21 protein-coding genes and 1 pseudogene are annotated in these 23,071 nt (G+C 72.5%); 12 read left to right on the forward strand and 10 right to left on the reverse strand.

Annotation, left to right across the window (positions count from 1 at the left end):
- The first annotated feature begins 547 nt into the window (after positions 1 to 547).
- On the forward strand, positions 548 to 1,018 hold the full coding sequence (locus N8I86_RS06310) for a DUF5709 domain-containing protein (protein ID WP_073894905.1): 471 nt from the start codon (positions 548 to 550) through the stop codon (positions 1,016 to 1,018).
- Positions 1,019 to 1,084: 66 nt separating this feature from the next.
- Entirely contained in the window at positions 1,085 to 1,348 is a 264-nt protein-coding gene (locus N8I86_RS06315; RefSeq protein ID WP_263277328.1) for a type B 50S ribosomal protein L31, read from the forward strand.
- A 74-nt stretch (positions 1,349 to 1,422) separates the two neighbouring features.
- Here N8I86_RS06315 and N8I86_RS06320 read toward each other — a convergent pair whose 3' ends face one another.
- Positions 1,423 to 2,217 carry a metal-dependent hydrolase gene (locus N8I86_RS06320; RefSeq protein WP_263277329.1) on the reverse strand — a complete coding sequence of 265 codons (795 nt, stop codon included), beginning with the start codon at positions 2,215 to 2,217 and terminating at the stop codon, positions 1,423 to 1,425.
- Between the two features lie 145 nt (positions 2,218 to 2,362).
- Here N8I86_RS06320 and N8I86_RS06325 point away from each other — a divergent pair, with 145 nt between their 5' ends.
- Both N8I86_RS06325 and N8I86_RS06330 read left to right on the forward strand, forming a co-directional pair.
- A complete protein-coding gene (locus N8I86_RS06325; protein WP_185091464.1) occupies positions 2,363 to 4,876 on the forward strand; it encodes a DEAD/DEAH box helicase in 2,514 nt (837 codons plus the stop codon).
- A gap of 19 nt (positions 4,877 to 4,895) precedes the next feature.
- Positions 4,896 to 5,762 (forward strand): acyl-CoA thioesterase, encoded by an 867-nt coding sequence (locus tag N8I86_RS06330; protein ID WP_263277330.1) that lies wholly within the window; start codon positions 4,896 to 4,898, stop codon positions 5,760 to 5,762.
- An 18-nt stretch (positions 5,763 to 5,780) separates the two neighbouring features.
- Here the strand turns inward: N8I86_RS06330 and N8I86_RS06335 are convergent, their stop codons facing one another.
- Complete coding sequence (locus tag N8I86_RS06335; protein ID WP_263277331.1) at positions 5,781 to 6,776, reverse strand: DUF6397 family protein; 996 nt, start codon at positions 6,774 to 6,776, stop codon at positions 5,781 to 5,783.
- 125 nt (positions 6,777 to 6,901) lie between these two features.
- Positions 6,902 to 7,315: a roadblock/LC7 domain-containing protein gene (locus N8I86_RS06340; protein WP_123438709.1), complete on the reverse strand. Its 414-nt coding sequence runs from the start codon at positions 7,313 to 7,315 to the stop codon at positions 6,902 to 6,904.
- Positions 7,316 to 7,407: 92 nt separating this feature from the next.
- Here N8I86_RS06340 and N8I86_RS06345 point away from each other — a divergent pair, with 92 nt between their 5' ends.
- Positions 7,408 to 7,836, forward strand: a complete 429-nt coding sequence (locus tag N8I86_RS06345) for a PPOX class F420-dependent oxidoreductase (RefSeq protein WP_073894917.1) — start codon at positions 7,408 to 7,410, stop codon at positions 7,834 to 7,836.
- A gap of 9 nt (positions 7,837 to 7,845) precedes the next feature.
- Here N8I86_RS06345 and N8I86_RS06350 read toward each other — a convergent pair whose 3' ends face one another.
- The 5 genes from N8I86_RS06350 to N8I86_RS06370 form a co-directional block, all read right to left on the reverse strand.
- Positions 7,846 to 8,448, reverse strand: coding sequence for a GTP-binding protein (locus N8I86_RS06350; protein WP_123439808.1), 603 nt, complete (start codon positions 8,446 to 8,448; stop codon positions 7,846 to 7,848).
- A 196-nt stretch (positions 8,449 to 8,644) separates the two neighbouring features.
- Positions 8,645 to 9,055: a DUF742 domain-containing protein gene (locus N8I86_RS06355; RefSeq protein ID WP_073894919.1), complete on the reverse strand. Its 411-nt coding sequence runs from the start codon at positions 9,053 to 9,055 to the stop codon at positions 8,645 to 8,647.
- A gap of 19 nt (positions 9,056 to 9,074) precedes the next feature.
- Positions 9,075 to 9,512 (reverse strand): roadblock/LC7 domain-containing protein, encoded by a 438-nt coding sequence (locus N8I86_RS06360; RefSeq protein WP_073894921.1) that lies wholly within the window; start codon positions 9,510 to 9,512, stop codon positions 9,075 to 9,077.
- Positions 9,509 to 12,139, reverse strand: a complete 2,631-nt coding sequence (locus N8I86_RS06365; RefSeq protein WP_263277332.1) for a sensor histidine kinase — start codon at positions 12,137 to 12,139, stop codon at positions 9,509 to 9,511. Before N8I86_RS06365 ends, N8I86_RS06360 begins: the two co-directional genes overlap by 4 nt.
- A 48-nt stretch (positions 12,140 to 12,187) precedes the next feature.
- A complete protein-coding gene (locus N8I86_RS06370; RefSeq protein WP_263277333.1) occupies positions 12,188 to 12,961 on the reverse strand; it encodes an MHYT domain-containing protein in 774 nt (257 codons plus the stop codon).
- A 152-nt stretch (positions 12,962 to 13,113) separates the two neighbouring features.
- On the opposite strand from N8I86_RS06370, the gene N8I86_RS06375 reads away from it, so the two are divergent.
- Positions 13,114 to 13,713: a class I SAM-dependent methyltransferase gene (locus N8I86_RS06375; protein WP_263277334.1), complete on the forward strand. Its 600-nt coding sequence runs from the start codon at positions 13,114 to 13,116 to the stop codon at positions 13,711 to 13,713.
- A gap of 22 nt (positions 13,714 to 13,735) precedes the next feature.
- Here the strand turns inward: N8I86_RS06375 and N8I86_RS06380 are convergent, their stop codons facing one another.
- On the reverse strand, positions 13,736 to 14,491 hold the full coding sequence (locus N8I86_RS06380; protein ID WP_263277335.1) for an alpha/beta fold hydrolase: 756 nt from the start codon (positions 14,489 to 14,491) through the stop codon (positions 13,736 to 13,738).
- 113 nt (positions 14,492 to 14,604) lie between these two features.
- Between N8I86_RS06380 and N8I86_RS06385 the strand changes: the two genes are divergently transcribed.
- From N8I86_RS06385 to N8I86_RS06395, 3 genes and pseudogenes are all read left to right on the forward strand, one after another.
- Complete coding sequence (locus N8I86_RS06385) at positions 14,605 to 15,138, forward strand: PadR family transcriptional regulator (protein WP_123438706.1); 534 nt, start codon at positions 14,605 to 14,607, stop codon at positions 15,136 to 15,138.
- A gap of 235 nt (positions 15,139 to 15,373) precedes the next feature.
- Entirely contained in the window at positions 15,374 to 15,670 is a 297-nt protein-coding gene (locus N8I86_RS06390) for a hypothetical protein (RefSeq protein ID WP_263277336.1), read from the forward strand.
- A gap of 139 nt (positions 15,671 to 15,809) precedes the next feature.
- A pseudogene (locus N8I86_RS06395) lies at positions 15,810 to 16,672 on the forward strand (hypothetical protein).
- Positions 16,673 to 16,837: 165 nt separating this feature from the next.
- On the opposite strand, the gene N8I86_RS06400 reads toward N8I86_RS06395, so the two are convergent.
- A complete protein-coding gene (locus N8I86_RS06400; protein ID WP_073894937.1) occupies positions 16,838 to 17,020 on the reverse strand; it encodes a hypothetical protein in 183 nt (60 codons plus the stop codon).
- 246 nt (positions 17,021 to 17,266) lie between these two features.
- Between N8I86_RS06400 and N8I86_RS06405 the strand changes: the two genes are divergently transcribed.
- The 3 genes from N8I86_RS06405 to N8I86_RS06415 all read left to right on the forward strand — a co-directional run bounded on the left by N8I86_RS06405 (position 17,267) and on the right by N8I86_RS06415 (position 23,027).
- On the forward strand, positions 17,267 to 20,197 hold the full coding sequence (locus N8I86_RS06405; protein WP_263277337.1) for a DEAD/DEAH box helicase: 2,931 nt from the start codon (positions 17,267 to 17,269) through the stop codon (positions 20,195 to 20,197).
- Positions 20,194 to 21,534 carry an SWF or SNF family helicase gene (locus tag N8I86_RS06410; protein ID WP_263277338.1) on the forward strand — a complete coding sequence of 447 codons (1,341 nt, stop codon included), beginning with the start codon at positions 20,194 to 20,196 and terminating at the stop codon, positions 21,532 to 21,534. The genes N8I86_RS06405 and N8I86_RS06410 overlap by 4 nt, the downstream gene beginning before the upstream one ends.
- A 152-nt stretch (positions 21,535 to 21,686) precedes the next feature.
- Positions 21,687 to 23,027: an esterase-like activity of phytase family protein gene (locus tag N8I86_RS06415; protein WP_263277339.1), complete on the forward strand. Its 1,341-nt coding sequence runs from the start codon at positions 21,687 to 21,689 to the stop codon at positions 23,025 to 23,027.
- Positions 23,028 to 23,071: the final 44 nt, after the last annotated feature.

Raw genomic sequence — 23,071 nt, forward strand, 5'->3', positions numbered from 1 at the left:
GGGTGCCTTTGCTCGCCGGGCCGATACCGGGAACGCGGGTGCGGGTGCCTGTGCCCGCCGGGCCGGGGCTGGGACCGGGAACGTGGGTGCTCAGGCGGAGCGAGCCGGGCGTGCGGGCGCCCGTGCCCACAGGACCGTGATCGGGAGACCCCGCACCGGACGAGCAGGCAGCGTCTGCCCGACGGGTCCACAAGCGCTGGCGGCCTCGCCGACGGGGACCGGGAGCACGAGGAGGGCCGGAAACACAAAAACCTGTCTCCCCCTGGCCGGCACCGACCGTGCCCACACCGGCGGTCCGGAACCGTGCGGGCCCGCGGTCGATGCGGCGGTGGCCCACCGGTGCCGCCGGCGGCGGGAGCCGCGCCCAGGGACGCGACCGGGGCCCGTGCCGTTGCGCGGTCCCGAGCCGGGGTGGAAGTCTGGAAATCGGCACCGGCGCGGGAATCGCCCGGGAACCGCTCGGTTCGCGTCGCGTTTCCGTGCCGCGCGTGCCGACGGCCCGCCGCCCGCGGCGGCACACGGCCGTCCTCACGACCTGGAGGTACTCGTGGACAGCGCCGACGGATGGGGGGACGACGTCTACCAGCCCGATTCCTCGGAGATCCGGGAGGACTCGGGGGTGCTCGACGTCGAGGACACACTGGACTTCGACGGCGTCGCCGACCCGCTCGACCGTGGCTGGTCCCCTCCCGAGCGGCCCTGGGCGGTCGACCACGTCGGTGTGACCGCGGCCGAACGTCAGGCGGGTGAGACCCTCGACCAGCGGCTCGCGGAGGAGACACCCGACCCGGCCGTCCCCGACGACGACGGCATCGGCGACTGCAACGGCAGCGACGGGGAACTCCTCGACAACGAGGTCGGCAACTTCCGCTCCGGCCGGCTCGTCGCCCCCGACGAGGGCGCGCACGAGGACGAGGAGGAAGCACTCGTCGCCACCGACGTCGGCATCGACGGTGCCGCCGCCTCCGCGGAGGAGGCCGCGATGCACATCGTCGACGAGGACTCCCTGTCCGGCTGACCGATCCGCCGACCGCCCGGCCGGTCCGCACGCCTCCTGCCCGACCGCCTCGCCCGAGGAGCCGCCATGCAGCAGGACAAGCACCCCGACTACCACCCCGTGGTCTTCCGTGACCGCGCGGCCGGATACGCCTTCCTCACCCGCTCCACCGCGCAGAGCGAACAGACCATCGAGTGGGACGACGGCCGCAGCTACCCGGTGATCGACGTGGAGATCTCCTCGGAGAGCCACCCCTTCTACACCGGCAAGGCCCGCACGGCGGACACCGAGGGCCGCGTCGCCCGCTTCGAGCGCCGTTACGGCGGGGCGGAGTCGGGCGAGGCCACCTGACGGAGCCGGGGGCGTGGCCGGGGAAGGCGGGCGTCCGGGACGGCACCCAAGGCGACCATGGCCGGGCGGGAAGCTCAGATCACGTTGAGGGCCGCGGCACAGCCCACCCCGCCGAGCAGCATGAACATCGGCATCAGCACCTTCAGCTCGACCCAGCTGCCCGCCCGGAACCGCATCGGCTTCGGCGGTCCCAGCGGGTACCAGCGCTTGCGGCCCACCGGGATCGGCCACAGGATCGGGCAGCCGGAGACGGTCAGCGCGTCGCCGATGTCGTGCACCAGGGCGCCCAGCACGATCGGCAGGCCCAGCCACAGGTACTCCTGTCCGGGCGCGGTGAACAGCCAGTCCGAACCGTTGCCAGGCTTGTCCAGTATCCCCGCGAGGATCCACGCGCTGGTCGCCGCCAGCAGCCAGACCAGGACATCGCTGCTGGAGCCGCGCGCCGCCCGCCACAGCAGGCCCTCGATGGCCAGCACCATGTGCACGAACAGGATCGCCAGCACCGCCCAGCGGCCGCCCGAGATCGCCGCCCCGGAGCAGCCGGCGCCGATCAGGACGGCCCACAGCCAGGTGTGGGTCAGCGTGCGGTGGCCTCCGGAGCGGCGCGGGTCCCCCTGCTTCCTCGTCGACTTGTAGACGGCGTAGGACAGCTTGTCCACGATCTCGCAGATCCACCGGGAGATCGGCCCGAAGGCACGCGAGATGGTGGCGGCCTTGTGGTCCAGGTCCGGGGCCAGGGCGGCTCCGGCGCAGATCAGGGCCCCGCAGAGGAGGACCGGCCAGGGCATCGGATGACCGGCCGCCGCGGCGGCCGCCCCGACGCCGAGCCAGGCCGCGGCCCCCGACAGTGAGTGTGCTGGTCCCATCATGGCCGCTTCCCGCCCCATTCCTCATGTGCCGCTGTCCAGTTGACCTGGTGCGCTGACGCTGCGTCGGCGAGACAGCGTATCGGCCATGATCTTCGTCCCCGCATCCGATTCCCCTCTCGGGGAGAAGGCCAGGCAAGATGGGGGCGTGACCCTCATCGATCAGCTGCCGCCGACCGCCGACCCCGACGCCCTCTACGAAGCCTTCGAGTCGTGGGCGCAGGAGCGGGGCCTCACGCTCTACCCCCATCAGGAGGAGGCGCTGATCGAGGCGGTCTCCGGGGCGAACGTGATCGTCTCGACGCCTACGGGCTCCGGCAAGAGCATGATCGCGGCGGGTGCGCACTTCGCCGCCCTTGCCCGGGACGAGGTCACCTTCTACACGGCGCCGATCAAGGCACTGGTGTCGGAGAAGTTCTTCGAGCTGTGCAAGCTCTTCGGCACCGAGAACGTCGGCATGCTGACCGGCGACGCCTCCGTGAACGCCGACGCACCGGTGATCTGCTGCACCGCCGAGGTGCTGGCGTCGATCGCGCTGCGTGACGGCAAGAACGCGGACGTCGGCCAGGTCGTGATGGACGAGTTCCATTTCTACGCGGAGGGCGACCGCGGCTGGGCCTGGCAGATCCCGCTGCTGGAACTCCCTCAGGCGCAGTTCATCCTGATGTCGGCCACTTTGGGCGATGTGTCGTTCTTCGAGAAGGACCTCGCCCGCCGCACCGGACGCCCCACCTCCGTGGTCCGTTCCGCGACCCGCCCGGTGCCCCTGTCCTACGAGTACAAGCTGACCCCGCTCACCGAGACGCTCACCGACCTGCTGGAGACCAAGCAGGCCCCGGTGTACATCGTGCACTTCACCCAGGCGCAGGCCGTGGAGCGGGCCCAGGCGCTCATGAGCATCAACATGTGCTCGCGCGAGGAGAAGGAACAGATCGCCGAGCTGATCGGCAACTTCCGCTTCACCACCAAGTTCGGCCGCAACCTCTCCCGTTACGTCCGGCACGGCATCGGTGTGCACCACGCCGGCATGCTGCCCAAGTACCGGCGGCTGGTGGAGAAGCTCGCCCAGGCCGGTCTGCTGAAGGTGATCTGCGGTACGGACACGCTCGGCGTAGGGGTCAACGTGCCCATCCGCACGGTGCTGTTCACCGCCCTGACCAAGTACGACGGCAGCCGCGTACGCACGCTGCGCGCACGTGAGTTCCACCAGATCGCCGGCCGGGCCGGCCGGGCCGGTTTCGACACCGCCGGGCTCGTCGTGGCGCAGGCGCCCGAGCACGTCATCGAGAACGAGAAGGCGCTGGCGAAGGCCGGCGACGACCCGAAGAAGCGCCGCAAGGTGGTGCGCAAGAAGGCGCCGGAGGGTTTCGTCGCCTGGTCGGAGAACACCTTCCAGAAGCTGATCGAGTCGGAACCCGAGCCGCTGACCTCGCGGTTCCGGGTGACGCACACGATGCTGCTGTCGGTGATCGCCCGGCCGGGCAACGCCTTCGAGGCGATGCGCCACCTCCTGGAGGACAACCACGAGCCGCGCAGGCAGCAGCTCCGGCACATCCGGCGGGCGATCGCGATCTACCGTTCGCTGCTCGACGGCGGGATCGTGGAGAAGCTCGACAAGCCCGACGCCGAGGGCCGCATCGTCCGGCTCACCGTCGACCTCCAGCAGGACTTCGCGCTCAACCAGCCGCTGTCCACGTTCGCTCTCGCCTCGTTCGAGCTCCTCGACCCCGAATCGCCCTCGTACGCCCTCGACATGGTGTCCGTGGTGGAGTCCACCCTGGACGACCCGAGGCAGATCCTCGTCGCGCAGCAGAACAAGGCGCGCGGCGAGGCCGTGGCCGCGATGAAGGCGGACGGCGTCGAGTACGAGGAGCGCATGGAGCGCCTGCAGGACGTCTCCTACCCCAAGCCCCTGGAAGAGCTGCTCTTCCACGCGTACAACACCTACCGCAAGAGCCATCCGTGGGTCGGTGACCACCCGCTCTCGCCGAAGTCGGTGATCCGGGACATGTACGAGCGGGCGATGTCCTTCACCGAGCTGGTGTCCTTCTACGAGCTGGCGCGCACCGAGGGCATCGTGCTGCGTTACCTGGCCAGCGCCTACAAGACCCTCGACCACACCATCCCGGACGACCTCAAGTCCGAGGACCTGCAGGATCTGATCGAGTGGCTGGGCGAGATGGTCCGCCAGGTGGACTCCAGCCTGCTGGACGAGTGGGAGCAGCTGGCGAACCCGGAGGAGATGACCGCCGAGGAGGCCCAGGAGAAGGCCGACGAGGTCAAGCCGGTCACCACCAACGCGCGTGCCTTCCGGGTCCTGGTCCGCAACGCCCTGTTCCGCCGCGTGGAGCTGGCCGCCCTCGACCAGGTCGACGAGCTCGGCGAGATGGACGCCGAGTCCGGCTGGGACGCCGACGCGTGGGGCGAGGCGATGGACAAGTACTGGGACGAGTACGACGACCTCGGCACCGGCCCCGACGCCCGTGGCCCCAAGCTGCTGGTCATCAAGGAGGAGCCGGAGAACGGGCTCTGGCGCGTCCGTCAGATCTTCGACGACCCGAACGGCGATCACGACTGGGGTATCAGCGCGGAGGTGGACCTCGCCGCCTCGGACGCCGAGGGCCGCGCGATCATCCGCGTCACCGAAGTCGGCCAGCTGTGAGCCAAGGAGAATCCCACCGATGACGAATCCGGCCGAGAGCCTGGTCGCCCTGCTCGACCTCGAGCAGATAGAGGTCAACATCTTCCGCGGCCGCAGCCCGCAGGAGTCCCTGCAGCGGGTCTTCGGCGGCCAGGTGGCGGGCCAGGCGCTGGTCGCAGCGGGCCGCACCACGGACGGCGACCGTCCAGTGCACTCGCTGCACGCGTACTTCCTGCGCCCGGGCCGGCCCGGGGTGCCGATCGTGTACCAGGTCGAGCGGGTCCGTGACGGCCGGTCGTTCACCACCCGCCGGGTCACGGCCGTGCAGCAGGGCCGCACGATCTTCAATCTGACCGCCTCCTTTCACAAGCCCGAGGAAGGACCGTTCGAGCACCAGCTGCCGCCCACCCGGGAGATCCCGGACCCGGAGTCGCTGCCGACGGTGACCGAGGAGATCCGTAAGCATCTGGGCGCGCTGCCCGAGCAGTTTGAGCGGATGGCACGCCGCCAGCCGTTCGACATCCGGTACGTCGACCGGCTGCGCTGGCACCCCGAGGAGATCGAGGGTGCCGAGCCGCGCAGCGCCGTGTGGATGCGCGCGGTGGGTCCGTTGGGCGACGACCCGCTGGTCCACACGTGCGCGCTGACCTACGCCAGTGACATGACCCTCCTGGACGCGGTCCGCATCCCGGTCGAACCGCTGTGGGGGCCGCGGAGCTTCGACATGGCCTCCCTGGACCACGCGATGTGGTTCCACCGGCCGTTCCGTGCCGACGAGTGGTTCCTGTACGACCAGGAGTCGCCGATCATCACCGGCGGCCGCGGTCTGGCCCGCGGGCGCATCTACGACCTCCGGGGGCGTCTGCTGGTGTCGGTCGTCCAGGAAGGTCTGTTCAGGGCGCTGTAGCGGGCTGCTCGTCACCCTTCACCCTTCACACCCGCACCGGCTCCAGGGCTGCCCGGGGCCGCGCCGCAGCCAGGCGCGCAGCCCGCGGGCCGGCCGCTGCCGGTGGTGGCCGGGCCCACCGGCAGGCGGTGCGGAGGACGACGCCGGCCGTTTGCCCGCGTCGTTGGGCCGGGTCACCGTCCGTGCCATCGGCGGGATCGGCCGTGCCGCGGGGAGCGGCCGACGAGCGGTCGGGCGCGGGGCGGGTGACACGGCGCGGGCCTCGCCGACCGTACGGGCCAGCTCGCCGCGCAGCCACTCGGTCTCGTCCGTGTCCTGTGCCGTCATGATGCGTTCGGCGAGATGCGCGGAAGGGGAGCCGGGAGCCGCCCGGCCGGGCGGGGCCGGCCGGAACCGGTTCAGGTGGGCACGCTCGTAGGGGTCCTTGACGACGTCGGCGATGTCGCCGGGTGCGAGGAAGGCGGCAAGCGCTCCGGCCCGGTCCCACGCACCCTCCGCCTGCCGCAGCAGGAAGCCGAGGTGACGGCCGCGCCAGTTGCGGGCGCGCAGGTCCACTCCGGCCTCCAGCTGACCGCGCAGCGTCTCGGGCGTACGCCCCTTCAGCAGGTGCGCGTGTTCGGCGGCCGAGGTGAACGCGCGCAGTTCCTCGGCCGGATAGAGCCACACCACGGCTCGGTAGCGGTTGAGGTAGTGGTGCACGGGCACGAGCATGCCCAGGCGCGCCAGCCGCGTGAAACGGCCGGCCGGGATGTTCATGAGCGCGGCGCCCTCCACGGTGCCCACGGCGCGGACGCGCTCACGGAGGGTGTCCGGGAAGCCGTCCTGCGCGCGGAGACGGTCGATCTCCGTGCGCTCCACCCGCCGGCCTCCGCCGCCGCCCTCGTCGCGCACGGTCCGGATGCGGCCGAGCCGCACGGCGATGTCGAACTCGACCCGCTGAAGACCGAGTTCGCGCGCTGCACGGCTCACGGTGCAGCTGATGGGACCGGGCGCGCCGATGGTGTTCGCCGACATGGTCGTACTCCCCCGTGGAGTCGGTGGCTCACGCCCCGTGCGTTCGCCGTGCACACACCGTAGCCAATGCGCCGCCGGTCGTGGCAAGGCTGTGGATAACTCCAGGGACTCGGCGAACTCGCAGGTCAGAGGTCCATGTTCGGCGTCCGTTCCGGTTGCCGGGCGTCGACGCCGAGGTGTTCGCCGACGCGGTTGACGAGCAGGGTCATCTCGTAGGCGATCTGGCCGATGTCGGCCTCGGCCGCGCTGAGCACGCACAGACAGCTTCCGGTGCCGGCCGCGGTCACGAACAGCACGGCGTCGTCGTACTCGATCATGGTCTGGCGCACCCGGCCCGCGCCGAAATGGCGTCCGGAGCCCTTGGCCAGGCTGTGCAGTCCGGACGCCACGGCTGCCAGATGCTCCGCGTCCTCGCGGCGCAGGCCCGTGCTGGCCCCCGTGACCAGTCCGTCGTTCGACAGGACGAGCGCGTGCCGTACGTGGTCCACCCGCTCGGTCAGATCGTCCAGGAGCCACCCGAGTCCCTGGTTCTGCGCCATGTCTCCGTCTCCCCGTGTGATGTCTCCCCCTGGCTGGAGGAACTCCCGCCAGCCTTCCCCACGACCGGCGTCCGGGCAAGCAGGATGGGCGCATGGCAGAGAAGATGACCGACGAGGAGTGGCGGGCGTTCGTCTCGGAAGGCACCCGCACGGCCAAACTGTCCACCGTCCGCGCCGACGGTGCCCCGCATGTGGCACCGATCTGGTTCCTGCTGGACGGGGACGAGCTGGTCTTCAACACCGGCAGCGAGACTGTGAAGGGGCGGAATCTGACCCGTGACGGGCGGGTCGCGCTGTGCGTGGACGACGACCGGCCGCCGTTCCACTTCGTGGTGCTGAACGGCCGCGCCCGGCTGTCGGAGGACCTCGACGAGGTACGCCTGTGGGCCACCCGGATCGCCGCCCGGTACATGGGCGAGGACCGCGCGGAGGAGTACGGCGCCCGCAACGGCGTTCCGGGCGAGCTGCTGGTGCGGGTCGCCGTCGACAAGGTGGTGGCCGTGAAGGACCTGGCGGCCTGAGCGGCCGGATCAGCGGACGGAGTCCAGGAGCCGGGCGGTGTGCATGCGCCCGGCGTACTCGACCAGCCGGATCAGTACCTCCTTGCCGGAATCCCGGTCGCGCGCGTCGCACAGCACCACAGGGGTGCCGCGGTCGAGGTCGAGGGCCCGCGAGACGTCGTGGGCCCCGTAGCCGCGGGCTCCGGCGAAGCAGTTGACGGCGACCACGAACGGTATGTGCCGGTGCTCGAAGTAGTCGACGGCCGGAAAGCAGTCCTCGAGGCGCCGCGTGTCGGCGAGGACCACGGCACCGAGCGCGCCCTGCGACAGCTCGTCCCACAGGAACCAGAAGCGGTCCTGCCCCGGTGTGCCGAAGAGATACAGCGACAGGCCCGAGCGGATGGTGATGCGCCCGAAGTCCATGGCGACGGTCGTGGTGACCTTCTGGTCCACGCCGTCGGTGTCGTCCACGAGTTGACCGGCCTCGCTGAGCAGTTCCTCGGTGCGCAGCGGCCGGATCTCGCTGACGGCACCGACCAGGGTCGTCTTGCCGACCCCGAATCCGCCGGCGACCAGTATCTTCAGCGCCAGGGCGGAGGTGTCGTCGACGGTGTCGGAGTGCTCGGAGACCATGATCACTTCTCTCGGGAGGGTCTGCTGCGGTCGGCGTACGGGTGCTCCGGATGCGAAGTCAGCATCATGACAACCGGGACACCCGTGCGGGCGGTTGGACCGAATCGCGTCTGATGTGTACGTCTCGCGTCCGGTCCGGTGCGTTTCTCGTCCGGATCGGGATGCGGCGAGGTGGCGGCGGGTTACGAACGTTCATCTAGAGCGCTCGCAACCCCTCGATGACCTCGCGCAGGATCCGTTCGTCGGGCAGCTGCGCCGGGGGTACGGGGCGGCTGACGGTCACGCAGCCGAGTTCGAGGAGGTCACCGAGGAGCACTCGGACCACGCCGACGGGAAGGTCGGCGCCGGCGGCGAGTTCGGCCACGGACTGGGTCTCCGGGCGGCACAGGTCGATCAGGGTCCGGTGCTCGGGACCGAGCGCGGTGTCGTCGGGCTCCGGTCCGTCGGGGTCGAGGGTGACGAGCGCGATCAGGTCGAAGCGGACGCCGGTGGGGCCCGGCTGGGTCCGGCCGCCCGTCATGGCGTACGGGCGCACAAGGGGGCCCGCCTCACCGTCGTACCACTGGCTGCCCGGCTCCCACGGGCCGCCGGTCGGGGTCTCGGTCATCTGCGCCGCCCTGTCCTGATCAGCCCGCGGCGGGCGGCCGTGCCGCCATGCGCGGCGCCGTGTAGAGGTGCTCGCCGACCCGCTTGACCAGGCGGGCCATCTCGTAGGCGACGAGGCCGATGTCGGCGGTGACGGCCGTGAGGACGGCGAGACAGGACCCGTCGCCGGCCGCGGCGACGAAGAGGAACGCGTCGTCCATCTCGACCATGGTCTGGCGCACGCCGCCCGCCCCGAAGTGCCGCCCGGCCCCCTTGGCCAGGCTGTTGAAGCCGGAGGCGACGGCGGCGAGGTGCTCGGCGTCGTCGCGTCTGAGGTCCGACGACGCGCCGACGGCGAGGCCGTCGTTCGACAGCACGACGGCGTGCCGTACCTCGCTCACACGCATCACCAGGTCGTCGAGCAGCCAGTCCAGCTCGCCGGATCGCTGGCCGGCCCTCGTGTTGGGATCCTGGATCATGCCGGGTCTCCTTCGTTGCTGTGGCTGCCCGTGGTGTCTTGGGGTGCGGCGCCGCGGCCGGGGTGCCTGCCACCGCCGCGGGTCCAGCCGTCGCGGTACGCCGCCATGCGGTCCCGTACGAGTTCCGGGGTGCGCCGGTCGTCGCCGGGTGTGTGTGCCGGGGCGGGCTCCTCGGCGGGCTGTCGGCGGAGCTGGGGTGCCAGGTTCGCCTGGCGTACCCGGCGCGGGAGGTCGTCGGAGGACTCGGAGGCGTTCGGGGGGCGGTGCAGCCTCAAGGCGGTGACTCCGGGGGGCGGAGGTTCGTTCGTGGTGCGGTCGGGAGCGGGCTGCGGTCCGATGCGGTGCGCGCCCAGGCCGGGCGCGGCCCGGTTCGATGGTCCGGGCTCGGTGCGGTCCGGTCCGGGTGTGGACTCCGGGTGATGCGGGTCGGGCCCGGCCGTGGTGCCCTGGGGGCCCGCGGTGGTCGAGGCGAGGGCCGGCCGGTCCGACCGTGCGGAGACGGCCTCCGGGGGCGGTGCCTCGCCGGGCACGCGCGCGTAGGCGCGTTCCCGCTCGGGACGGCCGTGTTCGGGCTGCCGGGCGGAACGTTCCGCCGGGCTGCTGTGCAGCAGCGCGGTCGGCAGCAGGACGACGGCCGTGGTGCCGCCGTAGGGAGAGGTGCGCAGGTGCACCTTGACGTCGTGCCGGGAGGAGAGTCTGCTGACCACGAACAGTCCGAGCCGGTCGCTGTCGAACAGGTCGAGTGCCTCGGACTGCTCGATGCGCCGATTGGCCTCCGCGAGGGTGTCGCCGCCCATGCCGAGCCCCCTGTCCTCGATCTCCAGGACGTACCCGTTGCCCACGGGTTCACCGGTGACGCGGACGCGTGTGTGCGGCGGTGAGAACTGGGCGGCGTTCTCGACGAGTTCGGCGAGCAGGTGGGTGAGGTCGGCGACGGCCGTGCCGATGACGTGGGCCTCGGGGAGCTGGCGTACCTCCACGCGCGCGTAGTCCTCGATCTCCGACACGGCGGCGCGTACGACGTTCGTCAGGGAGACCGGCATGCGCCAGGCGCGGCCGGGCGCCGAGCCGGAGAGGATGATCAGGCTCTCGGCGTGGCGCCGCATCCGGGTGGTGAGGTGGTCCAGGCGGAACAGGTCGCTCAGCTCGTTCGGGTCGTCGGAGCGCCGTTCCATGCTGTCCAGAAGGCTGAGCTGGCGGTGGACCAGCACCTGGCTGCGCCGGGCCAGGTTGACGAAGACACCGGAGATGCCGCTGGCCAGTTCGGCGCGCTCCACGGCCGCGAGCAGGGCGGCGCGGTGCACGGTGGTCAGGGCCTCGGCGACCTGGCCGGCCTCGTCCTCGGAAGGCGGTCCGGCGGGCGCCTCGGCGTCGACGTCTATCTCCTCGCCCGAACGCAGTCTCCGCATCGCCTCGGGGAGTTTGCGGCGGGCGATCTCCAGCGCGTCGTTGCGCAGGCTCACCAGCTCGATCACGAGCCCGCGTCCGATCCGCACCGAGATGACGAGCGAGGCCGCGACGGCGGCGAGGCCGAAGAGCACGGCGGCGCCCGCCGGGCCGAACAGACCGCGGGCGACGGGGTCGGCGCGGCCCGCGACGGCACGGCCCGTCTCCGCCTCGATGGTCCGCATTCCGCTCTGCACGCGCGCGTGGGCTGCGCTCCAGGAGTCTCGCGGGAGTGCGTCGGACGGCTTGCCGGCGAGGATCCGGTCCTCGGCGGCGCCCAGTTCGGTGTAGGAGCGGCCGGCGGCCAGTTCGTGCCAGGCCGCGCGCTGTGCGGTGGGCAGGTCGGCCACCGCCGCGTCGGTGAGGGCACGGCGCGTCGAGGCGGCGGAGCCGAACAGCCGTAGCCGCTCCCCTTGCAGGCCGCCGACGGTCCGCGCGCTGCCGAGTACGGCGTCCTCCTGGGCCAGCGCCTCGGCGGCGCGGGAGAATTCGAGCAGCACGCGCGCGTCGGATCCGACGTCCGCCTGCTGGACATCGGTGAGGGCGCCGTCCACGGCGAAGGCCGCGCCGATGGTCTTCGTGTACTGCGTGTAGACCTCGGCCCAGCCCGCCTTGCGGTCGAGTACGGCGGCCCGCAGCGCGCGGAGGTCCTCGGCACCGGTGACGAAGGCGTGGAGCCGCTCGGAGACACCGGCGGGCAGCTCCTGGCTGTCGGCGACCGTGCTGTCGTCGCCGAGCCGCAGCCGGGCCACGGCACGGTCGGTACGTGCCGCCAGGCTTTCGAGGTCGGCGCCGGTCCCGGTGCCCGGGGCGCCCGCTCGGCGGACCGCCGCGCCGCGCTCCGCCTGCAGGGCGGCGACGGCCGCCGCCACCGGGGTGCGCAGCTCTGCCTCGACCCGCTGGGACTGGCGCAGCCGTGCGACGTCCTGGGCTGTGGTGACGGTGGCGTAGGCCCACAGGGCCAGCAGGGAGACCACGGGCACCATCAGCAGACTGACCACTTTGGCGCGCACGGTCCGGGGGCGCAGCCGCGGTCGGCCCCCTTGCGCGCGTGGCGGGGCGGGTGGCGGGTCGAGCGGGTGGTCCGCCCCCTCCTGCGCGGGCGGTCCGGCGTGCGCACGTCGGCCGCGTGGCGGCTGGGCCGGTGAGGCGGCTTTCTCAGGTGTTCGGGGTGGGCGCATGGCCTCCTCGCTCGGGACGTGGGTCGGGGCGCTCGGGCCGGGATCCCGTTAGTGGGCGGCGCTCTCGACGGGCCGTTGGGCGGAGGCGGACGCCTCGCGCTCGTCGGCGGTGGGCGAGAGGGCGACGAAGGCCGAGGTGATGAACAGGTAGGACCCGAGGCCGACGGCGAGGGGGAAGATGAACTGCATCGCCGTGGCCCCGGGAAGCGCGTCGTCGGCCGGGTTCACCTGCACGCCCACCGCGAACATCCCGGTGTAGTGCATGCTGCTGACGGCCGCGCCCATTACCAGGGAGGCGACGGTGACCGCGAGCGGTGACTTGATGTTGAGTCCGGCCCACAGGGCGGCCGTCGCCGCCACCACGGCGATCAGCACCGACAGTCCGACGAGGACGGGGTCGTACCGGACGTGGCCGTGCAGCCGCACCGCGGCCATGCCCAGGTAGTGCATGCTGGCGACGCCCAGCCCGGTGGTGAGTCCGCCGAGGAGGAGCGCCCGGTTGCGGTCGCGGCTGTAACCGACGGCGAAGACGCCGGCGCAGACGACGACCATGGCGACGAGCAGGCTGAGGATGGTCAGCGGCACGTCGTAGCGGATGTCGGTGCCGCTGACGCGGAAGCCGAGCATGGCCACGAAGTGCATGGTCCAGATGCCGGTTCCGATGGCGGAGGCGGCGGTGAAGAGCCAGTTGCGGCGCGAACGGCCGCTGGCGGCGAGCGCGCGGACGGTGCAGCGCAGCCCCAGTGCCGCGCCTATGCAGGCCATCACGTACGACAGCAGGGGTGTCAGCCAGCCGAAGGCTGCGTGGTCCAGGTGTCCCATGACCCCGGGACGCTAGCCGGGGCAGGGGCGCACAAAGGGGGCGCATTTCGAAAGGTGTTGGAATATGACAGGGAGATGCGCCGGAACGATCGCGTCCCGCTCGAACGTGCGCACCGAGGTGTCCCTCGTGACGGTGAGGGATCATGCGGGGCATGAGCGACGACCACACACATGTCCAGGAGTTCTTCACCGCCCGCGCGGCCGGCTGGGACAGCAGGTTCCCCGACGACGGGCCCGCCTACACCGCCGCGGTGACCGGCCTCGGGCTGCGCGCCGGCGACCGCGTGCTCGACGCAGGCTGCGGTACCGGCCGCGCGCTGCCACCTCTGCGCTCTGCCGTCGGCCCCTCTGGTGTGGTACTGGGGGCGGATCTGACCCCGGCGATGCTGGCAGCCGCCACGCGGGCGGGCCGGGACCGGCACGGGCGGCTGCTGCTCGCCGACGTGGCCGCGCTGCCGCTGCGGGCGGGCGGACTGGACGCCGTCTTCGCGGCCGGCCTGATCGCACATCTTCCGCGCCCCACGGACAACCTGCGGGAACTGGCCCGCGTGGTACGGCCGCGCGGCACGCTCGCGCTGTTCCACCCCATCGGCCGCGCCGCCCTGGCGGCCCGTCAAGGCCGGCAAATCACGCCCCACGACCTGCGGGACGAGGCGAACCTCGGTCCGCTCCTGTCCCGTTCGGGGTGGCGCATGACGTCCTACGTCGACGAGGACGCCCGTTTCCTCGCGCTCGCCGTACGCGAGGACTGAGAGACCGGCGGCGGCAGGCCGGTCAGGCCGCCGCCGCGACGGCCGCCACGAAGGCGTCGGGGTTGTCGAACATGACGTTGTGGCCCGCGCCGGGCACCGTCACCACCCGTACCCCGGCCGCCTCCAGGCCCTCCCTGTCCGCGAGTTCGCCGCTGTGTCCGCCCTGGAGGTAGACACGCTCGATCGGCAGGCTCTCCAGGAGCGTGCGCATCACCGGGGCCGAGCCCCGCCGCAGACCGACGGCGCTGCGGTGCAGGGCGCGCGGGTCGGCCAGTCGCATGGTGGCTGCCCACAGCGGCCCGACCGCCTTGAGCACGCGCGCGTAGGCCCTCTCGACGAACTCGTCCTCGTCATGGGCGGCGATGCCGCTGCTGCCGGCCGACCGCGGCGGGAAGGCGTCGAGGTTCGCCTCCGTGAGCACCAGCCGGGAGGCGAGGTCGGGCCGCCGGTACGCCAGCACGACGGCGACCGCGCCGCCCATGCTGTGTGCGATCAGCTCGGCGCCCCCGACTCCCGCCTCGTCCAGTGCCGCCGCGACCGCGTCCGCGTGCTCCTCCAGCGTGTAGCCGAAGTCCTGGGGCCGGTCGCTGATGCCGTGGCCGGGCAGATCCACGAAGAGGCTGCGCCTGCCCGCGAGTTCCGGCCGGGCCGCGATGTGCGCGTGGTACACGGCGGACATCGACCCGAGTCCGTGCAGGTACACCCGGGCCGGTTCCGCCCCGGGCACCTCGGTCCAACGGATGCAGCTCCCCCGGCTGTCGAACGCCGCCTGCTTCACGAAGCCCCTCCCTGATGTCCTGTCAACCGAGGCGACTATACATCGGTCTCGATGTATGGCGACTACATAGTATTGATGGGTCGAGGTACAGCGCCCCGGGGGAGAATGCGGCCATGCTCGAACTCGCCATCCTCGGCTTCCTGTACGACGCCCCGCTGCACGGATACGTCCTGCGCCGGCACATCGCGGCACTCACCGGCCATGTGCGCCCCGTCGCCGAGAGCACGCTGTACCCGGCGATCAAGCGGCTGGAGAAGGCGGGCCTGCTGGTGCGCAGCCCGGAGCCCGGTGCCGTGGCGGCTCCGCGCCATGTGCTGAGGCTGACCGAGGAGGGGGGCCGTGAGCTCAGGCGCCGGCTCGCCGAGCCCGCGCAGCGCGAGATCACCGACGAGAACCAGTGGTTCACCCTGCTCGCGTTCCTGCGACACCTGGGGGATCCCGCGGCACAGGCCGCGGTGCTGCGAAGGCGGCTGGCCTTCCTGGAGGAACCGGCGAGCTTCTTCTACGAGGGCGACCGGCCGCTGCGCGCGGAGGAGCTGGAGGATCCCTTCCGGCAGGGCGTCCTCACCATCGCGCGGGCCACGAGCCGGGCCGAACTCGCCTGGCTGCGCGAAACCCTCGCGTCACTCGACCGGGCCGGCCGCTGAGGAGTCCCCGTGGCGCTCCGGCGGGGCCGGGCGCCAGCCGTGCCGACGATTCGAACGCGGTGCGGAGCCCGCGTCCACCGAAGCGCTCGGCCAGCCCGTCCGGCCGGCGGGCGGCGAGAAGGTCGCGGCGCTTCATCGCGTCGCCCCTCTTCTGTCACCGGAGATCCAACTCTACGTTGATGAGGACGAGATGAGCGATCGGTGACGACCCCGTCATGGGGAGAGGTGGTTTCGCGTGTTCGACACGGTACGCAAATACGCCGCCAAGTTCCGCACCCCCGCGCCGGCCCGGGAGACGGGCGGCCGGGAGAAGCGCACACACAATTTGTTCGAGGCCGCGGCCGTCTATGTGGCCGCCCGCGCGACGGACGACCAGGATCGGGTCGAGGAGGCGGCCGGGTGGGTGTCGCCGGAGGCGCTGTCGTTCGGGGTGAGCGAGCTGGCGTGTCGGGCCGTCGTCGTGCTGGCACGGGAGCGCGCCGAGTCGCCGACGGCCGTGGCCCGGGATCTCCTGGGGCTGCCGACGGCCTGAGGAACCCGGACCTCCGTTACGGTCGTTTCGCCCCCGTCCAGGCGGAAACCTGCAGCTCCGAGCCGTGTGAGCAGTCGTGACAAGGGCCTTCTCCTAGCACTAGGGTGCGCGCCGACGGACGATTCATTGGGAGGCAGGGATGGCCGGGACGGACGAGGAGGCCGTCGCCGCCGCGGACGATGCGCTGTACGTGCTGACGGCGGTGCTGCTGACGCCGGCACAGTTTCCGAGCGTGCTGGGCGACGACTACCCGGAGGCGTGCGCGGCCCTGGGGCTGACGCCCCTGGCCGACGGGTACGGCCTGGTACTGGGCCAGGACGGCGACGGCGCCCGCTGGACGGTCGTCATCGACGACGTCTCGCTGGTCGCCGTGGCGATCGCGTCCTGGGACTGCGGCATGGAGTACGAGCTGTCGCCGGACGAACGCGCGGTCGTCACCGCCCTGCCGGGCTGGCCCCTGGCGGTCGCCGTGGCGGCGCCCGGGGTCCCCGCGCCCCACGACCCGCCGCCCGAGGGCGCGGACCGTCCCCCGCTGTGCCCGCCGGACACCACTGTCTGGGGACCCGCGCAGCGGCGGCTCGGCGCCGACGAGATCGCGCTGCAGTGGGCCGCGTGGCGCGAGCAGATCAACGATGCTGAATTCGCCGTGCCGGGTGAGTCCGCACCGGAGGAACAGGCGGCCCCCGCGGAGCCGGCGGCGCCTTCGCCGGCGGCGGAGAGCGGGCCGAAGGCCGGGCACCGGGGATCCGGCGGGTGCTCGCGGAGGTGCGCTCCTACGTCGACTCGCCGCCGCCGCTCGGCCGGGTGCGCTCCTCGTTCGCCCCGGGCGACGCGCGTACGCTGCGTGCCGACGGTCCGGGCTGGTCGATGGTGGCCCGCACCGACGACATCGCCTTCGTCCTCCTCGACGACGAACCCGGCGAGGTCCTGCCGGTCGGCCGGGGCCCCGAGCTCCCCGGGCTGCTGGAGGCGCTCGACAAGATGGCCGTACGGCCCATGTGAACCGAGCCCGCGTGAGCCGACGGAGCCGAAGCGTCCGTTCGGGCCACGCGGGGAGTACCCCGGGCCCGAGGGCCCGGGGTGGCTGCATGGGGGCGCACCGGCGGGTCGTTCCAGCGGATCGACGGACGGCGGATCGATGCTGCGGTGCGGCGGCGCGCCGGTGCCTTAGCGGCCGAGTTCCTTCCGGCCGACCCGGCGCAGCCGGCGCCGCTGCGAGGGATCCAGCGCCAGGTAGGCGGCCACCGGAACCCCGACGACGATCAGGAACGATACCCACCAGGGCAGCCATATCAGCAGGATGAGCCCGACCGCCACACCGCCCGCGGCGATCTTCGCGTTGTTGGACATGAGCGTCCCTCCTTCACGGCCACTGCCGCTCTCTGCTCTGAGAACGGTCCCCCACTCCCCGCGGTTCCGGACGGCGACCCTGAGACCTCCCTGAGGCGTTCCCCTAGTGGGCCGCCGAGCCGCCGACTCCACTCCGGACCATGGAGTGACTCAGGTCACCTCGCCGAGCCGTCGGGTGCCCTCTGCTGTGCTGTACCCTCGGCCACTCCGAGGCAAGTAGTCAAATTTGAGGAGTGCAGTAGAGCTGTGCGGAGAAATTCCACGGCACCATCCTCCGAACCGACCCCACTCACCCGACTGGCTCGCTGTCGCGCGCTGTTCCTGCCCTCCGACCCTGCTCGTACCGGCCGGCTCGCCTTCTGGCAGGAGGACAGCGACGAACCTCCCGCCGTCCCGGAGGCCTCCGTGGCCGACCTGGACGTCGTCGTGCCCTCGGCGGGCGGCGGCGTCGAGCGGATCCGTACGCCCGCGATCCTGTTGCCCATGAGCGACGCGCTGCCGCTGCTCACCCGCGCGCGTGAGCTGCCGGACAGCCACCGGTCCCTCGCCTTCTGGAGCGCGGCCCGGCTGCTGGCCCTGCACTTCCTCGCGCGCGGCCTGCTCCTGCCCGGTCTCTCCCCCAGCGAGCACGACGCCTGGCGGATCGGGCCGTTGTCGGCGCGCGACGCGGAGCTGGTCCGGGTACTCGCCGCCGCCATGCCCCCGGAGGCGCATGCCGTGCCTCTTCCGTCCGAAGGCACGCTGCGGCTTCCGGACCCCGAGCGGCTGCTGCGCGCCTTCCTGGACGCGGTCGCCGACGCGCTGCCCCGCTCCCCCGCCGCGCCGACGGTGACCGGCGGCCCCGCGTACGCGGCGCCCGACCCGCAGCGGCTGCCCGCCCTGCGCGCGTGGGCGGACGACATCGCCGCCGCCCACGACGCGGGAGTGCGGCTGTCGCTGCGCGTCGAGGCGGCCGGCCTCGACGACGCGGCACGGCGGGACGACGCCCGGGTCCGTTTCCGCGCGGTGCTGCAGGTGCACGGCACCAGCGGGACGGCGGACGTCGTGGACGCCGCCGCCCTGTGGACCGGCACCGCCTCACACGACGCCGAGGTCCCGCACGGCGCAGTCGTCCCGCACGACGGATCCGGCTCCGGGGACGCGCTCGCTCCCCGCGCGCGTACGGACGCGCTGCTGGCGCTGCGGCGGGCCGCCCGCGCCTGGCCGCCCCTGACGCCGCTGCTCTCCGCGGCGGTCCCTGATGCGGTGGACCTCGCCGAGGACGAGATCACCGAACTCCTGGGCGACGGCGCGTCGGCGCTGGCTGCGGTGGGGATCGACGTGCACTGGCCGAAGGAGCTGGGACACGGGCTCACCGTCCACGCCACGGTCGGACCGACCGACGACGTCCCCCCTCCGGGAAGCACCACGGCGCCGCAGTCCTTCACGGCCGACGGCAGGGTCGCGTTCAGCTGGTCGTTCACGCTGGACGGGCGCGAGCTGTCCCGCGAGGAACTGGACCGGCTCGCCGAGGCCAAGCGTCCCCTGGTGCGACTGCGGGACGGGTGGGTGCTGGTCGACCCTCGCCAGGTACGGCATGCCCGCACGCTCGAGAACCGCTCCCTCGCTCCCGTGGAAGCGCTGGCGGCCGCGCTGACGGGCTCGGCGCGGATCGACGGCCACGAGGTCGACGTACGGCCCACCGGATGGCTGGACGGGCTCAGGGAACGGCTGAACGGCCCCGGGACCGGGACCGCACCCGTCGGGCAGCCTCCCGGCCTGGCCGCGCGGCTGCGGGACTACCAGTTGCGCGGCCTGGACTGGCTGGCCCGCACGACCTCCCTCGGGCTCGGCTGCTGCCTCGCCGACGACATGGGCCTCGGAAAGACGATCACGCTGATCGCGCTGCATCTGCACCGGCAGACGGACGGCTCGACGGCCGGCCCCACGCTCGTCGTCTGTCCGGCGTCCCTGCTGGGCAACTGGCAGCGGGAGATCGAACGTTTCGCCCCCGGCGTGCCGGTGCGCAGGTTCCACGGCCCCGCGCGCGACCTCGCCTCCGTGGCCGCCGGAGAGTTCGTGCTGACCACGTACGGCACGATGCGGCTGGACGCCGAACGGCTCGCGGACGTCCCCTGGGGCATGGTGGTGGCCGACGAGGCTCAGCACGTGAAGAACCCGTACTCGGCGACCGCGCGGGCGCTGCGCTCCATCGGCGCACGCGCGCGTATCGCGCTCACCGGTACTCCGGTGGAGAACAACCTCACCGAGCTGTGGGCCATCCTCGACTGGACGACACCCGGCCTGCTGGGCCGCCTGGGCGCCTTCCGCACGCGGTACGCGCAACCGGTCGAGGGCGGCCGGGACCCCGCCGCCGCCGATCGGCTCGGGCGCCTCGTCCGGCCGTTCCTGCTGCGCCGGCGCAAGTCGGACCCCGGCATCGCCCCCGAGCTGCCTCCCAAGACGGAGACGGACCACCCGGTGGCCCTGACCGGCGAACAGGCGGGCCTGTACGAGGCGTTGGTCCGCGAGACGCTGACACGTATCGCGGCCGCCGACGACATGGCCCGCCGGGGCCTCGTCGTCCAGCTGCTGACCGGCCTGAAGCAGATCTGCAACCACCCGGCCCAGTTCCTCAAGGAGGACGGTTCACCGCTGCTCACCGGACGCTCGGGAAAGCTGGAGCTGCTGGACGAACTGCTCGACACGATCCTCGCGGAGGGCGCGGGCACGCTCGTCTTCACGCAGTACGTGCGCATGGGCCGCCTCCTCGAACAGCACTTGTCCGCCCGCGGCGTGCCCTCGCTCTTCCTGCACGGCGGAACACCGGTCCCCGCGCGCGAGGAGATGGTGCGGCGCTTCCAGGACGGTGAGGTCCCGGTGTTCCTGTTGTCACTCAAGGCCGCCGGGACGGGGCTCAACCTGACCCGCGCCGAGCATGTCGTGCACTACGACCGCTGGTGGAACCCCGCGGTCGAGGCACAGGCCACCGACCGGGCGTACCGCATCGGGCAGACCCGTCCCGTGCAGGTGCACCGGCTGATCGCCGAGGGGACTCTGGAGGACCGCATCGCGGAGATGCTCGGCAGGAAGCGGGAACTGGCCGACGCGGTGCTCGGCACCGGCGAGGCCGCGCTCACCGAACTGACGGACGCGGACCTGGCCGCGCTGGTGGAACTGCGCGGGGAGGCGCGATGAGCCGCTACGACGACGAACACGACCACGAGCTGGTGCGCACGTTCGCCGCGGCGCCACCCGCGCGCGGACAGGCTTTCACGCGGACGTGGTGGGGTCAGGCCTGGCTGAGGGCGCTGGAGGACGCGGCCATGGACGGGGCGGCCGTCAAGGCGGGGCGCCGGCTCGCGCGCGCGGGCGCGGTGGGCGCGGTGACGGTGCGGCCCGGCCGGGTGACCGCCGTCGTCCACGGCCCGGGAGGTGCGGCACACCGGGCCGACGTGCTGGTGCCGGAGTTGTCCACCGAGGAGTGGGGGCGGTTCCTGGACCTGGCCGTGGAGCAGGCCGGGCACATGGCCGCACTCCTCGACCGGGAACTGCCGCCGCACCTGATCGAGGACGCGGCGTCGAACGGGATCGATCTGCTGCCGGGTCTCGGTGATCTTGATCCGGAGTGCGAGTGCGGCACCTGGGACCACTGCGGGCACACGGCCGCGCTCTGCCACCAGGTGGCGCGGCTGCTGGACGAGGATCCGTTTCTGCTGCTGTTGCTGCGCGGGCGCGCGAAGGACACCTTCCTCGCGGAACTGCACGTGCGCGGCACGACGCCCCGGGCGGTGCCACACGAGCCGGGCGCCGAGGGCGTCGACGCCGCGGAGGCGTGGGCGGCCGCGGACATCCTGCCCCGGCTCCCCGAGCCGCCCGCACTGCCGCCGGCACCGGGATCGCCTCCGCCTCTGGACGCCACGCCGGAACCGGTGCCCGGTATCGAGCCGGTGGCGCTGGAGCACCTGGCGGCACGCACCGCCGTCGAGGCCTTCCGGCTGCTCGCGCGGGACCTGTCGACCGGCCCCGGGCGGGGCGCCGGGACGATGGACGCTCAGGACGCCGTAGAACCACGCCTGACGGCCCCTCAAGACGCCGTACAAGCACGACTGACAGCCGCTCAGGACGCCGTGCGGCTGGCCTGCGGTGCTCCGCCCGATGCCGTGGCCGAGCGGCTCTCCACGGCCTCGGGGCGGGGCCGCGTGGGCCTCGCGGACGCCGTTCGCGCCTGGCAGGCCGGAGGCGCGCCCAGCCTGGCCGTACTCGACGAGGAATGGGCCGTGGACGGCGTGGCGCTGGCTCGCGCGCGTGCCGGTCTGGAGGCGGCCTGGGAGCAGGACGAACGGCCACCACTGCACAGGAGCGGCAACCGGTGGACCGTGCCGCAGGAGGGAGTGCAGCTACGGCTCGGCGGGGACGGCCGCTGGTGGCCCTACCGCGACGAGGACGGCCGCTGGGTCCCGGCGGGCGGAGCGGACCGCGATCCCGCGACGGCCCTGGCATCCGCTCGGCCGGGCAGCCCGGACGGCTCCTGACACCACATCACGATCAGTCCCGTGCGTGGTCGTTACTGGATCCGAACGATCCGATGAGCGGCGGACGCCCGCTGTTCACGTGGCGGTCGTGCGGCGTTCCACCTGGGGCCCAAATCTGGCCGCTGTCAGCGAACTCGCCTTCAGGAGGCCCGATGTCCCCGCATACCGCCGGCCGAGGCCGCGTGCACCGATCCCTCGTCACGGGCCTGCCCCTCGCCCTGGCGGCCGCCCTCGTGGCCGCCGGGACGGCCACGGCGGCGCAGTCCGGGGACGCGCGTGTCGTCCGTACGGCGACGCTCGGCGAGCTCCCGCTCGGCGCGTTCAGCAACGCGCTGCTGCCCGGCACTGTGGGCGACGACCGCGGGGTCAAGCTGGGCGGTATCGGGAGCGACGTCTATCCGGCCGGCCGCAAGGGTGAGTACTGGACGGTGACCGACCGCGGCCCCAACGGTCAGATCAAGGTGGACGGCAAGAAGCGCCGCACGTTCCCGGTGCCGGGCTTCGACCCGGCCATCGTGAAGATCCGGGTCTGCGGGGACACCGTCGAGGTCATCGACGCGATACCGCTGACCACCTCCTCCGGGAAGGCGGTGACCGGGCTGCCCAACCAGAAGAGCCGCGACGAGGCTCCGTACACCTACGACGCCGGGACCGCGCTGTCGTACGACCCGAACGGTCTGGACACCGAGGGCATCGTGCGAGCGCTGGACGGCAGCTTCTGGCTCGTCGACGAGTACGGCCCCTCGCTCGTGCACGTCTCCGCGCGCGGGAAGGTGCTCACCCGCTACGTGCCCGAGGGGCTGCACCTCACGGGCGCCGACTACCCGGTGGTGGAGGCGCTGCCTTCGATCCTGCTCCACCGCAAGATCAACCGCGGTTTCGAGGGGCTGGCCCTGCTTCCCGGCGGTGACCTGGTGCTGGCTCTGCAGAGCCCCCTCTCGCTGCCGGACGCGGACGCCGGGAACGCCTCCCGCACCACCCGTCTGCTGCGCTTCTCGCCCAGGAAGAAGGCGGTCACCGCCGAGTACGCCTACCGGTTCGACCCGGTGGACCTGGTCGACCCGAGCGAGGACGACACGTCCGAGCTGAAGATCTCGTCCGTGGTGGCGGTGGGCGGCAACCGGCTTCTCGTCGAGGAGCGCACGGACAAGGCGGCCCGGCTGCAGCTGGTCGAGCTGGGCCACAGGTCGGACATCCTCGGTGGGCCCTGGGACGACGACACGACGTCGCCGTCGCTCGAGCAGCTGGACGACCCGGCGGCGCAAGGTGTGCCCGTCCTCGCCAAGCGCCTGGTGGTGGACCTGGGCAAGGTCGCCGGGGTGCCCGGGAAGATCGAGGGCATCGCGCGCGTGGACCGCGACACGCTCGCTCTCGTCAACGACAACGACTTCGGGATGACCGACGGCGCGGGCGCGTTCGACGCCCAGGGCCGCCTGGTCGACAGCGGCATCAGCACGACCGTGACCTACGTGCGGCTGCCCAAGGGGCTGTGACGCGAGTCTGACGACAGGGCGAGCCGCCCTGCCCGGCGCGGCAG

Source organism: Streptomyces albidicamelliae, from assembly GCF_025642175.1.
GTDB classification, from domain to species: Bacteria; Actinomycetota; Actinomycetes; order Streptomycetales; family Streptomycetaceae; genus Streptomyces; species Streptomyces albidocamelliae.

What these genes read in the sequence shown, in the direction of transcription:
- N8I86_RS06355 (WP_073894919.1), bottom strand. Translation starts at nt 9,055, where the DNA reads ATGACCGAGACCCCGACCGGCGGCCCGTGGGAGCCGGGCAGCCAGTGG.
- N8I86_RS06365 (WP_263277332.1), bottom strand. Translation starts at nt 12,139, where the DNA reads ATGCGCCCACCCCGAACACCTGAGAAAGCCGCCTCACCGGCCCAGCCG.
- N8I86_RS06335 (WP_263277331.1), bottom strand. Translation starts at nt 6,776, where the DNA reads ATGTCGGCGAACACCATCGGCGCGCCCGGTCCCATCAGCTGCACCGTG.
- N8I86_RS06360 (WP_073894921.1), bottom strand. Translation starts at nt 9,512, where the DNA reads ATGATCCAGGATCCCAACACGAGGGCCGGCCAGCGATCCGGCGAGCTG.
- N8I86_RS06350 (WP_123439808.1), bottom strand. Translation starts at nt 8,448, where the DNA reads ATGGTCTCCGAGCACTCCGACACCGTCGACGACACCTCCGCCCTGGCG.
- N8I86_RS06320 (WP_263277329.1), bottom strand. Translation starts at nt 2,217, where the DNA reads ATGATGGGACCAGCACACTCACTGTCGGGGGCCGCGGCCTGGCTCGGC.
- N8I86_RS06330 (WP_263277330.1), top strand. Translation starts at nt 4,896, where the DNA reads ATGACGAATCCGGCCGAGAGCCTGGTCGCCCTGCTCGACCTCGAGCAG.
- N8I86_RS06385 (WP_123438706.1), top strand. Translation starts at nt 14,605, where the DNA reads ATGCTCGAACTCGCCATCCTCGGCTTCCTGTACGACGCCCCGCTGCAC.
- N8I86_RS06375 (WP_263277334.1), top strand. Translation starts at nt 13,114, where the DNA reads ATGAGCGACGACCACACACATGTCCAGGAGTTCTTCACCGCCCGCGCG.
- N8I86_RS06340 (WP_123438709.1), bottom strand. Translation starts at nt 7,315, where the DNA reads ATGGCGCAGAACCAGGGACTCGGGTGGCTCCTGGACGATCTGACCGAG.
- N8I86_RS06410 (WP_263277338.1), top strand. Translation starts at nt 20,194, where the DNA reads ATGAGCCGCTACGACGACGAACACGACCACGAGCTGGTGCGCACGTTC.
- N8I86_RS06415 (WP_263277339.1), top strand. Translation starts at nt 21,687, where the DNA reads ATGTCCCCGCATACCGCCGGCCGAGGCCGCGTGCACCGATCCCTCGTC.
- N8I86_RS06345 (WP_073894917.1), top strand. Translation starts at nt 7,408, where the DNA reads ATGGCAGAGAAGATGACCGACGAGGAGTGGCGGGCGTTCGTCTCGGAA.
- N8I86_RS06315 (WP_263277328.1), top strand. Translation starts at nt 1,085, where the DNA reads ATGCAGCAGGACAAGCACCCCGACTACCACCCCGTGGTCTTCCGTGAC.
- N8I86_RS06370 (WP_263277333.1), bottom strand. Translation starts at nt 12,961, where the DNA reads ATGGGACACCTGGACCACGCAGCCTTCGGCTGGCTGACACCCCTGCTG.
- N8I86_RS06400 (WP_073894937.1), bottom strand. Translation starts at nt 17,020, where the DNA reads ATGTCCAACAACGCGAAGATCGCCGCGGGCGGTGTGGCGGTCGGGCTC.